The 12,624-nt window shown below is 58.0% G+C and carries 14 protein-coding genes; 6 read left to right on the forward strand and 8 right to left on the reverse strand.

Features of this window, described 5'->3' with window-relative positions:
* Nucleotides 1-3 precede the first annotated feature (3 nt).
* Complete coding sequence (locus ACR0I7_RS07205; protein ID WP_480509537.1) at nucleotides 4-690, forward strand: hypothetical protein; 687 nt, start codon at nucleotides 4-6, stop codon at nucleotides 688-690.
* A gap of 4 nt (nucleotides 691-694) precedes the next feature.
* On the opposite strand, the gene ACR0I7_RS07210 is transcribed toward ACR0I7_RS07205, so the two are convergent.
* Nucleotides 695-1,099, reverse strand: a complete 405-nt coding sequence (locus ACR0I7_RS07210; RefSeq protein WP_480509538.1) for a c-type cytochrome — start codon at nucleotides 1,097-1,099, stop codon at nucleotides 695-697.
* A 97-nt stretch (nucleotides 1,100-1,196) separates the two neighbouring features.
* Between ACR0I7_RS07210 and ACR0I7_RS07215 the strand changes: the two genes are divergently transcribed.
* Complete coding sequence (locus ACR0I7_RS07215) at nucleotides 1,197-1,634, forward strand: DMT family transporter (protein WP_480509539.1); 438 nt, start codon at nucleotides 1,197-1,199, stop codon at nucleotides 1,632-1,634.
* On the opposite strand, the gene ACR0I7_RS07220 is transcribed toward ACR0I7_RS07215, so the two are convergent.
* From ACR0I7_RS07220 to ACR0I7_RS07230, 3 genes are all read right to left on the reverse strand, one after another.
* Entirely contained in the window at nucleotides 1,618-2,304 is a 687-nt protein-coding gene (locus tag ACR0I7_RS07220) for an ABC transporter ATP-binding protein (RefSeq protein WP_480509540.1), read from the reverse strand. The two genes, ACR0I7_RS07215 and ACR0I7_RS07220, sit on opposite strands and share 17 nt — an antisense overlap.
* Nucleotides 2,297-3,583 carry a lipoprotein-releasing ABC transporter permease subunit gene (locus ACR0I7_RS07225; RefSeq protein ID WP_480509541.1) on the reverse strand — a complete coding sequence of 429 codons (1,287 nt, stop codon included), beginning with the start codon at nucleotides 3,581-3,583 and terminating at the stop codon, nucleotides 2,297-2,299. The genes ACR0I7_RS07220 and ACR0I7_RS07225 overlap by 8 nt, the downstream gene beginning before the upstream one ends.
* An 82-nt stretch (nucleotides 3,584-3,665) precedes the next feature.
* Nucleotides 3,666-4,751 (reverse strand): DUF6492 family protein, encoded by a 1,086-nt coding sequence (locus ACR0I7_RS07230; RefSeq protein ID WP_480509542.1) that lies wholly within the window; start codon nucleotides 4,749-4,751, stop codon nucleotides 3,666-3,668.
* A 234-nt stretch (nucleotides 4,752-4,985) separates the two neighbouring features.
* Between ACR0I7_RS07230 and ACR0I7_RS07235 the strand changes: the two genes are divergently transcribed.
* Nucleotides 4,986-5,345: a hypothetical protein gene (locus tag ACR0I7_RS07235; protein ID WP_480509543.1), complete on the forward strand. Its 360-nt coding sequence runs from the start codon at nucleotides 4,986-4,988 to the stop codon at nucleotides 5,343-5,345.
* Here ACR0I7_RS07235 and ACR0I7_RS07240 read toward each other — a convergent pair.
* Both ACR0I7_RS07240 and proS read right to left on the reverse strand, forming a co-directional pair.
* Nucleotides 5,342-6,238: a glycosyltransferase family 2 protein gene (locus ACR0I7_RS07240; protein ID WP_480509544.1), complete on the reverse strand. Its 897-nt coding sequence runs from the start codon at nucleotides 6,236-6,238 to the stop codon at nucleotides 5,342-5,344. The genes ACR0I7_RS07235 and ACR0I7_RS07240 overlap by 4 nt on opposite strands.
* The gene (gene proS / locus ACR0I7_RS07245; RefSeq protein ID WP_480509545.1) at nucleotides 6,222-7,562 is read right to left on the reverse strand and encodes a proline--tRNA ligase; all 1,341 of its coding nucleotides are present in this window, start codon (nucleotides 7,560-7,562) and stop codon (nucleotides 6,222-6,224) included. The genes ACR0I7_RS07240 and proS overlap by 17 nt, the downstream gene beginning before the upstream one ends.
* A gap of 293 nt (nucleotides 7,563-7,855) precedes the next feature.
* On the opposite strand from proS, the gene ACR0I7_RS07250 reads away from it, so the two are divergent.
* From ACR0I7_RS07250 to ACR0I7_RS07260, 3 genes are read left to right on the forward strand one after another with little or no spacing between them, the layout of a single operon-like run.
* The gene (locus ACR0I7_RS07250) at nucleotides 7,856-8,929 is read left to right on the forward strand and encodes an AI-2E family transporter (protein WP_480509546.1); all 1,074 of its coding nucleotides are present in this window, start codon (nucleotides 7,856-7,858) and stop codon (nucleotides 8,927-8,929) included.
* Complete coding sequence (locus tag ACR0I7_RS07255; RefSeq protein ID WP_480509547.1) at nucleotides 8,930-9,619, forward strand: P-loop NTPase family protein; 690 nt, start codon at nucleotides 8,930-8,932, stop codon at nucleotides 9,617-9,619.
* A 49-nt stretch (nucleotides 9,620-9,668) separates the two neighbouring features.
* Nucleotides 9,669-11,219: a Ppx/GppA family phosphatase gene (locus ACR0I7_RS07260; protein WP_480509548.1), complete on the forward strand. Its 1,551-nt coding sequence runs from the start codon at nucleotides 9,669-9,671 to the stop codon at nucleotides 11,217-11,219.
* Nucleotides 11,220-11,222: 3 nt separating this feature from the next.
* Here the strand turns inward: ACR0I7_RS07260 and ACR0I7_RS07265 are convergent, their stop codons facing one another.
* Together ACR0I7_RS07265 and ACR0I7_RS07270 are read right to left on the reverse strand one after the other, a co-directional pair.
* Nucleotides 11,223-11,585: a hypothetical protein gene (locus tag ACR0I7_RS07265; RefSeq protein WP_480509549.1), complete on the reverse strand. Its 363-nt coding sequence runs from the start codon at nucleotides 11,583-11,585 to the stop codon at nucleotides 11,223-11,225.
* A gap of 37 nt (nucleotides 11,586-11,622) precedes the next feature.
* Nucleotides 11,623-12,621, reverse strand: coding sequence for an endonuclease/exonuclease/phosphatase family protein (locus ACR0I7_RS07270; protein ID WP_480509550.1), 999 nt, complete (start codon nucleotides 12,619-12,621; stop codon nucleotides 11,623-11,625).
* Between the last annotated feature and the right edge of the window lie 3 nt (nucleotides 12,622-12,624).

The following is a 12,624-nucleotide window of genomic DNA, read 5'->3' on the forward strand; positions in this document are numbered from 1 at the left end:
GTCATGATCCGCTATTTTCTTTTATGTGTTGTTTTCATCTTTGTGTCCTGCGGTCGCCCCCTGACCGAACAGGAGCGCGCATTTGCTCAGAACATTCAGGGCGACACTCTCAATCTGGACAGGGTTCGTCTGGTCGAAGGCGCCCCGGTGACAAATATCACGTATGAACGCAAAGCGCGCCCACGCCTGGCCTGCCGCGAGCGTATTCTACCACCCGTGCGGGAAGGTATCGTGACCGGCAAACCCGCCGCTGTGGCGTTGTTCAACCGGGTCTATTTTACCAAAGACTGGTATCTTGAGGACTATATGAACTCATACCCCGAACAGGTTAATCTGGTCGCGGCGATGTTGCTGGCGCATGAATTGACCCATGTCTGGCAGTGGCAGAACCGAAAGACCACGGGATATCATCCACTACGTGCCGCCGCCGAGCATGGCCGCCGCAAAGACCCCTATCTATTCGACCTCGATACCTCGCCCGATTTCCTTGCCTATGGGTTCGAGCAGCAGGGGGCCATCGTCGAAGAATATGTCTGCTGCCGCGCGCTGGACCCGGATGCGCCGCGCACACAGCGCCTGCATGAAATGTTGGGCAAACATTTCGATCTGATCGCGCTGCCTGGATCAAAACGCGAAAGCGACGTGCTGATCCCGTGGAGCGGGGCAAAGATCGAGGGGATTTGCGGCTGAAGCGCTAGCCAGCTTGCAGCGTTTTTAAATAGGCGACAAGGTCGGCAATGGGTTTACTGGTCAGAATGGGCTGACCCGTTGGCGCCTTCATGGCTGTGTCCTGACCTTCGAAAAACGGGCCATAGACCGGCATCGGGCTACCGTGGCTGACCAAAGGATCACGCCCGTCAATCCGTTCAATCACACGCACGACCGGAAAGTTGCCCGTCGCATCCGACAGGTTTGTAAGATCGGTGGGCTGGATCACCAGAACACCGGCCATCGGCCCCTGCCCCGTGGCATCGATGCCGTGACAGGTGGCGCAGTGATGCTGATAGAGTTCGGCTCCCGCATCTGCGTCCTGCGCCCATGCTGTGCCCGATGGCAAAATCAAAACAAGTGTGATCGCGGTAAGTATCGATCGGGTCATCGCTTTCCTCCGTTCTGTCACATAATTGCAGGGTTGCTCGGCCGGGCTTCTGCCGCAATGATCCAGATCAACGAGATTGGCACAGAGGTTCCGAGCGATGACACATTATGCAGCGATTATGCTGGCGGCCGGAATCGGCATTCCGATATTGGCCGCTCTGAACGCAGCGCTGGGGAAACTGATCGGCTCGCCCACCACGGCCGCGGTTATCCTGTTTGCGGTTGCCTTTGGCACGTCGATCCTGGTGCTGATGCTGTTCCCCGGTGCCTCAGCGCTGTCAAAGGTCGCGCAGGCCCCCAAGCACCTGCTGTTGGGCGGTGTGCTGATTGCGTTCTATGTTTTGTCGATCACCCATGTCGCCCCGCATTTCGGAGTCGGCAACGCGGTGTTCTTTGTGCTGCTGGGTCAGCTGATCAGTACAGCCGCCATCGACCATTTTGGCCTGTTCGGCGCGCAGGTCACACCGCTCAGCCTCATGCGGGCTGGGGGCATTGCCGTTATGGCCCTCGGGGTTGCGATCACGCAACTGGCCTGAGGACGCCCCCTTCAAGCCGGACCATCCGGTCCATCCGCGCCGCCAGATCAAGGTTATGTGTTGCGATCAGGGCCGACAAACCGGCCTCGCGCACCAAATCCATAAGGGCCGCAAACACCTGATCCGAGGTATCGGGATCAAGGTTTCCGGTGGGCTCATCCGCCAGCAAAACACGCGGGTTGTTGGCCAGCGCCCGGCAAAAGGCCACGCGCTGTTGTTCGCCACCCGACAAAGCCGCAGGCCGATGATCGGCGCGTTGTGCAACGCCAACACGATCCAGCAGCGACATGGCGCGTTCCTTCGCGGCACGCTCGGACGCACCATTGGCCAATTGCGGAAGCGTTATGTTCTCAAGCGCGGTGAACTCTGGCAGCAGGTGGTGAAACTGATAGACAAAGCCGATATCCTGCCGCCGGATGGCCGTGCGACCACGATCCCCCCGGCCCGACGCCGCCTGCCCTGCGATTTCGACCGCCCCGCTATCAGGTGTATCGAGCAGCCCCGCAATATGCAGCAGAGTGGACTTGCCCGCCCCCGAAGGAGCAACCAGCGCCACCGCTTCACCCGCGCGTAACTCAAGATCGACGCCGCGCAGCACTTGCACCTCAACCGGTTTGCCCTTGAGATAGGTTTTAGTCAGACCGTCCAGCCGCAAAGTCACATCACTCATAACGCAGCGCCTCAACCGGGTTCAGCCGCGCCGCGCGGCGGGCCGGGAAATAGGTGACCAGAAAAGACAGGCCCAGCGACAGACCAACCGCCTTGAGCACATCTGACAGATGCAGTTCGGCGGGCAGCGCATAGATGCCACGAATGGCCGGGTCCCAGACGCCGCCGCCCATCACGAAGTTCACGAAGGAAAAGATCGGATCGATATACAGCGCAAAGAGGCACCCAAGGATCACCCCCAACGCGGTCCCAATGATCCCTGTGAACGCACCGCAGATGAAAAAGACCCGCAGCACCGACCCTTCGCTGAGGCCGATAGTGCGCAGGATGCCAATGTCGCGTCCCTTGTTTTTGACCAACATGATCAGGCCAGAGACAATATTCATCGCAGCGATCAGCACGAGGATCGACAGGATGATGAACATCACGTTGTCCTCGACCTCAAGCGCGCGCAAAAAACCACCCGAGGCATCTTTCCACGTCCAGATTTGCGGCCTGCTGCCTGCGGCCTCAAGAATAGGAATCAGCAGCGGATCGAGATTTTCAGGCTCTTTCACCATCACCTCGATCTCATCCGCGACGCCGTCGCGGTTGAAAAAGCTCTGCGCCTCAGCGAAGGGCATATAAACGCGGGTGCGATCGATATCATAGCGCCCGGCGGAAAAGACATAGACGACCTCATAAGCGTTCACACGAGGCGAGGTCCCAAAGGCCGTTTTGACACCATTGGGCGAGGTCACCTTGACCGTATCCCCCACCGTCGCCCCGATGGCGCGGGCAACGCCCGAGCCTATGGCGATCCCGTCTTCAAACCGGGACAAATCCCCGTAAGCTTCCTGACTTTCGGCAATACCCGGCAGGCTGAACAGATCACTGGGACGGATACCAAACACCTCGACCCCGGTGCTGCGGTCGCGATTGGTCAGCAAGACCTGCCCTTTGACCAAAGGTGCAGCGCGGTTTACGCCCGGCACCTGCGCAATGCGACCAGCCATCTCGTCAAAATCAGCGATCTTGCGATCCAGACGCCCCTGCGCATCAATCTCACCCGCCGAATAGACGGTGACATGCGCGTTGGCCCCCAGAATGGTGCCGACAAATTCCGACCGAAAGCCCGAGCGCACGGCCAGCGTGGCGATCAGGGCAAAGACCGCCAACGTTATTCCGATCAGGGAAATCCACGTCATCACGCTGACGCCCCCTTCGGCGCGGCGCGCGCGTAGATATCGCCATGCGATCTTCCATTCAAATGGGGCAAAGGGCGGTGGTGTCTTGGCCATTCCTGCTCCGGCACTATTTTGCGGCGACATTTTCGGCATTTTTGCCGATGGTCAACCCGGTTCTGTGTTTGACAGCATCGCGTCAGCCCGAAAGCGCCGAGGTCTCGTTCAGCACCGCCTCGGCAACATGGCGTTCACAGATACCCCGATTTTCCAGCGCACCGAATACCTGACCAAGCAAATCGGCGGACAACCCGGCAATTGCCCGGTTATGCAAACCCAGGCTAAGCACATCAGGGGTGCTCAGACGTCCAACCAGCTTTGCAAGCTCAGCATCCGTGAATGTGGGCCACAACCCAATATTTTGATCTGGCGCATCCTCGAACCAGGGACGCAGGTCTTGCGACCTCCTCAGGCAATACGCGTTGAGCAGCATGAATTCCGACGGCCGCCTGCGCGAGGCGAACAGCGCCTGTACCGAACCGTAGCGCGTATTGATCTCATCCAGCAGATCCAACACCAGCGATTTGCGCACCGGGAATGGTGTTGCAAAGGTTGTCGTCCGGAGCGTTTCCAGATCCAGTTGAGCGACCTGCAGCGCCTCAAGGCTCTCGCATAACCAATTTCGGTGAAAATCACTGCCGACGCCCACAAACGGAATACGGGCAGCCCCGTCCTTGGTGAAGAAATCGGAAACGGAAAACGGGCGCAAAAAGAGGTTCTTGGTATCGAGGATCACCAGCTCTTCGGATTTGGCTACCCTTGCCGCACCCAGCTTGAGCACTTGTTGCGTGCGATAACCGTTGTTGCCGCGCCAGCCGCCCTTGCCGACAAAAGGGATGCGATATCGGTTTTCGATCAGGATGCGATCCAAGAGCGGACGCGTCCCGCTCTGCCCTTCGCCCAGCAGCACATCATCGCCGCTGAGCACCTGAACCTTGGGGCGAAGCGGGCCATAATACTCGAGTATCGGGTCAATTCGGGACCTGAGCGATGGCTCGTCGCGATCATTGAGGACGACATGAATCGATGCCACTTGCGCAGGATCCGCGAAACGCGCCAAAGACAGGGCTTGAAGTCGGAGCAGCGGATAATCTTTGGAATACACAATCGTTGCAAAACTCAGCACCGCGCACCTATCCCCTAACCCTTTATTGCCGCCCGCTCTAGCAGCTAACACAGGGGCCGCCAAACATTGTTTCCCGGCGCCGCTTGATTCGCCAGCCACAGTTTGTGCGCGTTTTAGATGATCACGCAGATAAGAATATCGCTACAGTTGTGAAGTCGATCACAGACGCGGCCCGATTGTTTCAGGTATGAAGTCAATGTGAGTTGGAAACCAAATACTGAATTCAATTTGCAACATTTTATTAAGCAATTTTATTTCGCACTTTGCTAATTTTTGGAAACTTTGTCACCCTGAAAATTGGGGGAACACATTTTGAAAGAGCGGGGGTCGCTCATGGGTATTATAAGGGAAATAGAAGGAACCGGTCCTGTTGGGGCCGCAATCACCTCTCAGGATCTGGACTGTGAAACTGCAGCATTGCTGCGCGCCTCGATCAGGCCACTGTTTACAGACGCAATCAGCTGGACAGGTCTCGCTGACATCCTGAAGGAAAAGGGATATCGCCTGGCATTTCAGAACGGACGACTTTGTGTAACAGATCGCGCTACGGGCGCCAGGATTTGCGGTATCAGGTTTCTTGGGTTTGAACTGGACGATCTGGTTGAACGCATGGGGCGCCTTAAGGTTATCGCACGCGGCGGTCAGGCAGATGGTGATCTTCTTCTGAACAGACCGGCGGCGGGACGCGCCTAGAAGTTGCGCCAGACCTGAACAGAGCGGCGCAGCGACTTTGCCAGACTGTGCCGCGCTGCCTGCCGGATCGGTGTTGGCATATCCCGGTGTCTGAGGATTTCGACCATCAGTGAAACGGGCATGTGCCCGCGCCGATAGAATTCGGAAAAATCACTTTGCGTCAGGCCCTGCGCGGATTTGAAACCGGCATAAAACTGCATCCAGACCTTGGCATAATCCAGTCCAGTGGCGGCGTCATCACTGGTCGCGCCCCGATCCCAGAACAATGAAACAGGGTCATCCAAGCGTTCCCCCCGAGCGCCGCTACCAATCAGGCGCAGCATCAGGTCATAATCTGCCGCAATCTGAAACTGCGTGTCATGCCCGCCAAGCGCCAGAAAAACATCCCGTCTGAGAAAAACAGAGTTATGGCAAAACGGCATTCTCTGCAGGATCGCCGTCAGAGACATCCGTTTCTCGCTGGTTTCACCGCCATCCGGAAAACACCGGGTCGTTGATCCGTACAGGAAATCCGGCCGGGTCGCCGCAAGCCGTTCAGCCGCGAGGTTCAGGATATCATCCGATGCAAGCGAGTCGTCAGAGTTGAGGAACAAGAGATAGTCGCCACGAGCAGCCTGCGCGCCCCGGTTCATGGCGTCATAAAGGCCCGCATCGGGCTCGGATATCAACCGCGTTTCGGGCCGGCCCGCTGTCAGATCCTGCAACAGCGCAACTGTTCCGTCGGTCGAGGCCCCATCCTGAATGATATGTTCAGCGCGGCCACATGCCTGCCGCGCCATGCAGTCGACAACGCCTCTGAACCTGTCCTGCCGTCCCTGAGACAGCAGGTTATAGGTGGTCGCCGTGATCACTGAGATCAGCGGCCTGTCGCCCGTTTCAGGCGTGCTGCTCATAGATCTCGGCGATCTTTGTGACGGCCGCCTCGGGGCTCAGTTCTTCGCTTTCGCCGGTGCGGCGGCTGGTCAGTTCGACCACACCGTTCTTCAGACCGCGCGGGCCAACGGTGATGCGCCAGGGCAGACCGATCAGGTCCATGGTCGCAAATTTACCCCCTGCCCGCTCGTTCCGGTCATCGTAAAGCGGCTCAAGCCCCAACGCGGTCAGAGCGGAATAGATCTTGTTACAGGCAGCGTCTGCCTCTTCGTCGCCCTGCTTCAGGTTCACGATGCCGCAATGGAATGGAGTCACGCCCTCGGGCCAAATGATGCCTTTTTCGTCATGGCTGGCCTCGATGATTGCACCGATCAGGCGGCTGACGCCGATGCCGTGGCTACCCATGTGAACCGGCGTGGGTTTGCCCTCCGGGCCCTGCACGGTCGCGCCCATCGCCTCAGAATACTTGGTGCCGAAATAGAAGATCTGGCCAACCTCGATCCCACGTGCCACGCGGCGGCGCTCTTCGGGGACCTGATTGAACAGCGCCTCGTCATGGGTTTCGTCCGTGCGGGCGTATTTTGAGGTGAACTCTTCCAAGATCGCCTGACACTGCGCGCGATTGTCATAGTCGATATCACGGTCGCCAAAGGTCAGGTCAGTGACGGAGCTGTCATAAAAGACCTCCGATTCACCGGTTTCGGCCAGCACCAGGAACTCATGCGTGTCATCCCCACCAATCGGACCAGAGTCAGCGCGCATCGGGATGGCCTGCAGGCCCATCCGCTCATACGTGCGCAGATAGCTGACCAGATGTCGGTTATAAGCGTGCAGCGCATCCTCTTTGGTCAGATCAAAATTATATCCGTCCTTCATGTAGAACTCGCGACCCCGCATCACGCCGAAACGCGGGCGGATTTCGTCGCGGAATTTCCACTGAATTTGATAGAGCGTCAGCGGCAGGTCTTTGTAGCTGTTGACGTGACCACGGAAGATATCGGTCACCAGCTCCTCAGCGGTCGGCGTATACAACATGTCACGCCCATGACGGTCCTGCATCCGCAGCATCTCTTGGCCGTAGTCGTCATAACGACCGGATTCGCGCCACAGGTCCGCCGATTGCAGGATCGGCATCTGGATCGCGATGTGGCCCGCGCGCGCCTGTTCCTCATGCACAATGTTTTCCAGCTTGCGCAGAACTTTGAAACCCAGCGGCAACCAGGAGTAAATCCCCGCAGCGGCCTGCTTGATCATCCCGGCGCGCAGCATCAGCCGGTGGCTGACAATCTGAGCCTCGGACGGATTTTCCTTGAGAACGGGCAGAAAGTAACGGCTGAGGCGCATCTCGTAACCTTATAAGGTGAATTTCATCAAATAAGGTGATTATGCCAAAGCCTTGCCGGGGGCAATCACGCAATGGCGTTTTTACGTTCCCATCACCACCTGCTTCAATCAATGCCGCCACCGTACCATCGCCGCAAAGCTCCCGTACGGTAGCTCTGTAGTTGCAGGGTATGGGCAACCGATCCAACAGCAAACGGATGTATTATCGGGAAAACGCCTGCCCAATGAAGCGCTTGCATCGCGCAGCAGCATGGGTCAAGAACACAAGCAGAAGCTGCAACGAGGACCGCGCAATGGCTTTGCCTGTAAAGGATCAGCTTAGATATTGGGGCGCTGCAGCGGCCCTGTTTGTCCTTATTTTGTGGCTTTTGGGAGATGTTCTGCTGCCCTTCGTGATTGGCGGCGCCATCGCCTATTTCCTCGATCCGGTCGCGGATCGCCTTGAAAAACTGGGCCTGTCCCGTGTTGGCGCAACCGCTATCATAACGGTTGTAGGCGTCTTGCTGTTTGTGGTGATGATCCTGCTGGTTGTTCCGACACTTGTGACCCAGTTGGTTGATCTGATCGATGTTCTTCCCAACCTGTTCAAAGAACTCCGCTCGTTCATCGAGCGGCAGTTCCCGGCAATTCTGGACGCTGAATCAAGCACACACCAGTTCCTGGTCTCTCTGGGCGACACGCTGAAATCCAAAACCGGGGATGTGCTGCAGACTTTGGTCGCTTCGCTCGGGTCGGCCATCAACGTGGTTGTTCTGGTGGTCATCGTGCCGGTTGTCTCGGTCTATCTGCTGCTGGACTGGGATCGAATGATTGCGCGGATCGACCAGCTGTTGCCACGGGATCACGCCCCGACAATCCGCAAGTTGAGCGGCGAGATCGACAACGTTCTGGCCTCATTCGTGCGCGGTATGGGCACGGTCTGCCTGATACTGGGCACCTACTATGCCATCGCTCTGATGCTGGTCGGCCTTCAATTCGGCCTGATCGTTGGCTTCATCGCCGGGCTGGTGACGTTTATCCCCTATCTTGGGGCCCTGATCGGTGGCACACTGGCCATCGGTCTGGCTTTGTTTCAGTTCTGGGGTGACTGGACATCCATTGGATTGGTAGCGGGCATCTTTGCGCTGGGTCAGGTGACCGAAGGCAATTTCCTGACCCCGAAGCTGGTCGGCAGTTCGGTTGGGTTACATCCGGTTTGGTTATTGCTGGCCCTTTCTGTTTTTGGTGCCTTGTTTGGCTTTGTCGGGATGCTGGTTGCCGTACCGGTGGCAGCAGCTTTGGGTGTGCTCGCGCGGTTTGCCACCTCTCAATACATGACAAGCCGCCTCTACACCGGCCTCGAAGGTCTGACGCAGGAAGACGACTGAATGGCCAGACAGCTAAGCTTTGACCTTCCGGCGAAGACCGCGCTGGGGCGGGAGGATTTTTTTGTGTCCCCCGCAAACGCGCTGGCCGTGGCAATGATATCCGCGACCTCGTGGCCGGGTAACAAACTGGTTCTGAGCGGCCCTGCCGGAGCCGGAAAGACGCATCTGGCCCATGTCTGGGCGGCTGAGACCGGCGGGCAGATCATTCAGGCATCTGACCTGCGGCATGAGGATGTGCCCGCACTGGCGCGCACACCGGTCGCGGTCGAGGATGTGCCGCAGATCGCAGATAATACCGAGCAACAGAAAACGCTGTTTCACCTGCATAACCTGGCGCTGGCTGAGGGTCAGACGCTGCTGATGACCGGACGTCTGGCCCCGAAGTTCTGGCAATTGCCCCTCGCGGATTTGCAAAGCCGGATAGAGGCGGCGCATCACGTGGCGCTGGACCCGCCCGACGATGCGCTGTTGGGGGCGGTACTGGCCAAGCTGTTTCTGGATCGCCAACTGAACCCCGGCCCCGACGTCATTGCGTATCTGGTCAAGCATATGGACCGCCGTTTCGAAACCGCCGCCGACGTTGTTGCGCAACTGGACGAAGTCGCCTTAAGCGAAAAGCGGGAAATTACCCGTGCGCTGGCAATACGCATCCTGAACAAAAGCGCAGATAGTCCTGAAACCGAAGATTGACCCGTCACCAGTGATCTCGCATCCTGCCCCCGGAAGAGTTGGACAGAATATGGAACAGACGATCGATTCCAAAATACCGGACTGGGGGACATTCGGAAAACCGCTGTTCGATGACCCCGAAACACGGGCGTTGTCCCGGGTGGGTGTTGTTGACGTGGGATCGAACTCGGTCCGCATGGTGATCTTTGACGGGGCTGCCCGCTCGCCTGCTTATTTCTATAATGAAAAAGTAATGTGCGAGCTTGGCGCGGGGCTGTCCGAAACAGGTCGTCTGAACCCGTTGGGGCGAGAGCGGGCCTTGAAAGCGCTGCGCAGATTTCAACGTGTCGCTGAGGATCTGGGCCTGCCCGGTCTGCACGTTGTCGCAACCGCCGCCGTCCGCGAAGCCAGTGACGGGCCCGCCTTTTGCGCAGAAGTCAAAGACGCGACCGACCTGACCATATCCGTGATCAATGGCGCGGAAGAGGCCAGATTGTCCGCGCAGGGCGTATTGTTGGGCTGGCCCGGAGCTTATGGGTTGATCTGCGACATCGGCGGCTCGTCGATGGAACTGGCCGAGATCGGAGGCGGGGATGTCGGCCTGCGCGTCACCTCGCCGCTGGGTCCGCTCAAGCTGCGTGACATCAAGGGCGGGCGCCGGGCCAGAAAAGCGCATATCAAACAGACGATGGAAGAGCTGCGCGATCAGATGGGCCCTCAACGGGATCGCCTGTTTCTGGTCGGCGGCAGTTGGCGTGCCTTTGCCCGGCTGGATATGCTGCGCCGGGGCTATCCGCTGAACGTGCTTCATGAGTACCGCATGACCCACAAGCAGGTGCGCGAAACCATTAAATTCATCGAAAAAAGCGACCCTGACAAAATCCGCAGCGAGGCTGGCGTCTCAAGCTCGCGCATGTCGCTGATCCCTTATGCGATGGATGTGCTGAGTCGCCTGCTGCGTACATTCAAACCCAAAGACATCGCCATATCGAGCTATGGCATCCGCGAAGGTCTGCTGTACGAACAGATGCCGCAAGGTCTGCGTGACCGCGACCCCCTGATCGAGGCCAGCCGGTTTTCCGAGGCCAAAGACGCGCGCCTTCCGGGTTTTGGCAGGCATTTGTTCGATTTCGTGATGCCATTGTTCAAATCCGCCCCACCCGCGCATATCCGGCTGATCAGGGCAGCCTGCCTGCTGCATGATGTGAGTTGGCGCGCGCATCCCGATTATCGGGCCGAGGTGTGCTTTGACTATGTCACCCGTGCCAATCTGGGCGGGTTAAAACATTCAGAACGTGTCTTTATCGGGTTGGCCTTACAGCATCGATACCGCAACAAACGCGAAGGCAACCGGTTCACTGCGCTCTATGATCTGCTGAATGAGAAAGAACAGCAGCAGGCGGAAATTCTGGGCAAGGCCATGCGGTTCGGTGCGATGCTGTGGATGCAGAATGATGCCCCGATGGGTAAACTCCGGCTGTATCCCAAAAAGCGAATACTTGAGTTGCTGTTGCCGGTCGCAGCGGACCCGTTGTTCAACGAGGTCGCCGAAGCTCGGTTTAACTCACTTGCATCTGCACTGGCGTCCGAAACCCAGGTGGTCATGCGCGGCAGGCGCTGAGGATCAGATATCTATTTCACCCTGCGGAGGATCCTGATTTTCCACAGGGCGCTCAGGCTGTTCTGGCTTCCTGCGGATGATGATATCGCCATTTGGCAGAATCTCGGGCGCTTCATAGAGGCTCCAGTCCTCGATCTGCGATGTCAGGTCCGCCAGTGCCGGGCCCATTTCCTGAAAGAAGGACTGCATCGCGGGGCCGAATTGTTCCGCCAGACCAAGCAGATCATCAAGCGCGGGCTCCATTTCCTGCCGGAGGCCTTCAAAGAACAGCTCAGCCCCCTGCTCCATCAGGGATTTACCCTCGTCCTCTTGCGCAGCAAGAGGTGTGGCGGCCAGTGCGGCGGATATCAGTACAACACGATACATGGCCCTTATATATGCTCAACGCCGGGCTGTTGAAAGGTCACAGATCGATATCCAAAGTGACCGGAAAATGATCCGAGGCCGTCAGCAGCGCCGCCCGCAATTCGGGCATGTCCCAACAGGCCTCATCCCGGAAGGGATGCCAGATACGCCATGCAGGCTGCCGCGCCCTCAGATCGTCACTGATCATGACATAATCCAGCAACGCCTCGAGGAACCGCCCCTCTTCCGGCTTTGGGAAGCGGGCCGTGGACGGGATGGAGCCCGGCCGCAGGCGGTGCGCACGAACGGCATGTGGATCATAGAGCCCGGCCTGTAACACAATCTCAACCGAGGAACGCCCAAACAGATGTTCAAACTCATCCAGACCGGGACCATCATTGAGATCGCCAAGCAGGATCACAGGTTCTACCTTGTCGAGATGATAGCGCACCCTGCGCGACAACCAAACCGCCTGCGCCAGTTGCTTTCGGCGATTTGCGATGGAAATTCGAACCGCCTCATCCCGGGTCTTTGCCCCATGCGGGGCTTTTGATTTCAGATGCGCACCAATCAGGCGGAACTCAAAACCCGATCTGGCCTTCACCGCCAGTTCCATCGGAGGCTTGGAAAACCGGACAATATCCTGCGTCGCGTCGACATCCAGATCAATTCTGAACTCTCCGTCAAACCGAGGTGCGCACTCATCCGTGCCAAGCATCGGATCGTGGCGGGCCGTCAAGGCGTCCGGATCGTAAAGCAGTGCCAGCTCTTGATGGGTATCATTCGCAAATCCCATCACGGCATTTGTGCATCGCAGATCGAAGGCCTCGGCGAACCCTTGAAGGGCGCGCACAGTATTCTGACGCTTGCCAGTGTTCGGAGCCTCGACCACAAGGATCGCATCCGCGTCGATGGCTGTAAAAACTTTGGCGATGGCCTCTGCCTGCTGGCTTTTGGTAACGTCGCGCCGCCCGGACCAACTGTCGTCTAAAATCAGCTTGTCATCCTGATCAAACAGATTGGCAAACCATTCGATATTATAGGTCGCCAGCCGCATCAC

This window comes from Ruegeria sp. AM1 (genome assembly GCF_056540745.1).

Excerpts from the sequence above, each read along its gene's own strand:
- ACR0I7_RS07205 (WP_480509537.1), top strand. The coding sequence starts at position 4 with ATGATCCGCTATTTTCTTTTATGTGTTGTTTTCATCTTTGTGTCCTGC.
- ACR0I7_RS07210 (WP_480509538.1), bottom strand. The coding sequence starts at position 1,099 with ATGACCCGATCGATACTTACCGCGATCACACTTGTTTTGATTTTGCCA.
- ACR0I7_RS07215 (WP_480509539.1), top strand. The coding sequence starts at position 1,197 with ATGACACATTATGCAGCGATTATGCTGGCGGCCGGAATCGGCATTCCG.
- ACR0I7_RS07220 (WP_480509540.1), bottom strand. The coding sequence starts at position 2,304 with ATGAGTGATGTGACTTTGCGGCTGGACGGTCTGACTAAAACCTATCTC.
- ACR0I7_RS07225 (WP_480509541.1), bottom strand. The coding sequence starts at position 3,583 with ATGGCCAAGACACCACCGCCCTTTGCCCCATTTGAATGGAAGATCGCA.
- ACR0I7_RS07235 (WP_480509543.1), top strand. The coding sequence starts at position 4,986 with ATGGGTATTATAAGGGAAATAGAAGGAACCGGTCCTGTTGGGGCCGCA.
- ACR0I7_RS07240 (WP_480509544.1), bottom strand. The coding sequence starts at position 6,238 with ATGAGCAGCACGCCTGAAACGGGCGACAGGCCGCTGATCTCAGTGATC.
- proS (WP_480509545.1), bottom strand. The coding sequence starts at position 7,562 with ATGCGCCTCAGCCGTTACTTTCTGCCCGTTCTCAAGGAAAATCCGTCC.
- ACR0I7_RS07250 (WP_480509546.1), top strand. The coding sequence starts at position 7,856 with ATGGCTTTGCCTGTAAAGGATCAGCTTAGATATTGGGGCGCTGCAGCG.
- ACR0I7_RS07255 (WP_480509547.1), top strand. The coding sequence starts at position 8,930 with ATGGCCAGACAGCTAAGCTTTGACCTTCCGGCGAAGACCGCGCTGGGG.
- ACR0I7_RS07260 (WP_480509548.1), top strand. The coding sequence starts at position 9,669 with ATGGAACAGACGATCGATTCCAAAATACCGGACTGGGGGACATTCGGA.
- ACR0I7_RS07265 (WP_480509549.1), bottom strand. The coding sequence starts at position 11,585 with ATGTATCGTGTTGTACTGATATCCGCCGCACTGGCCGCCACACCTCTT.
- ACR0I7_RS07270 (WP_480509550.1), bottom strand. The coding sequence starts at position 12,621 with ATGCGGCTGGCGACCTATAATATCGAATGGTTTGCCAATCTGTTTGAT.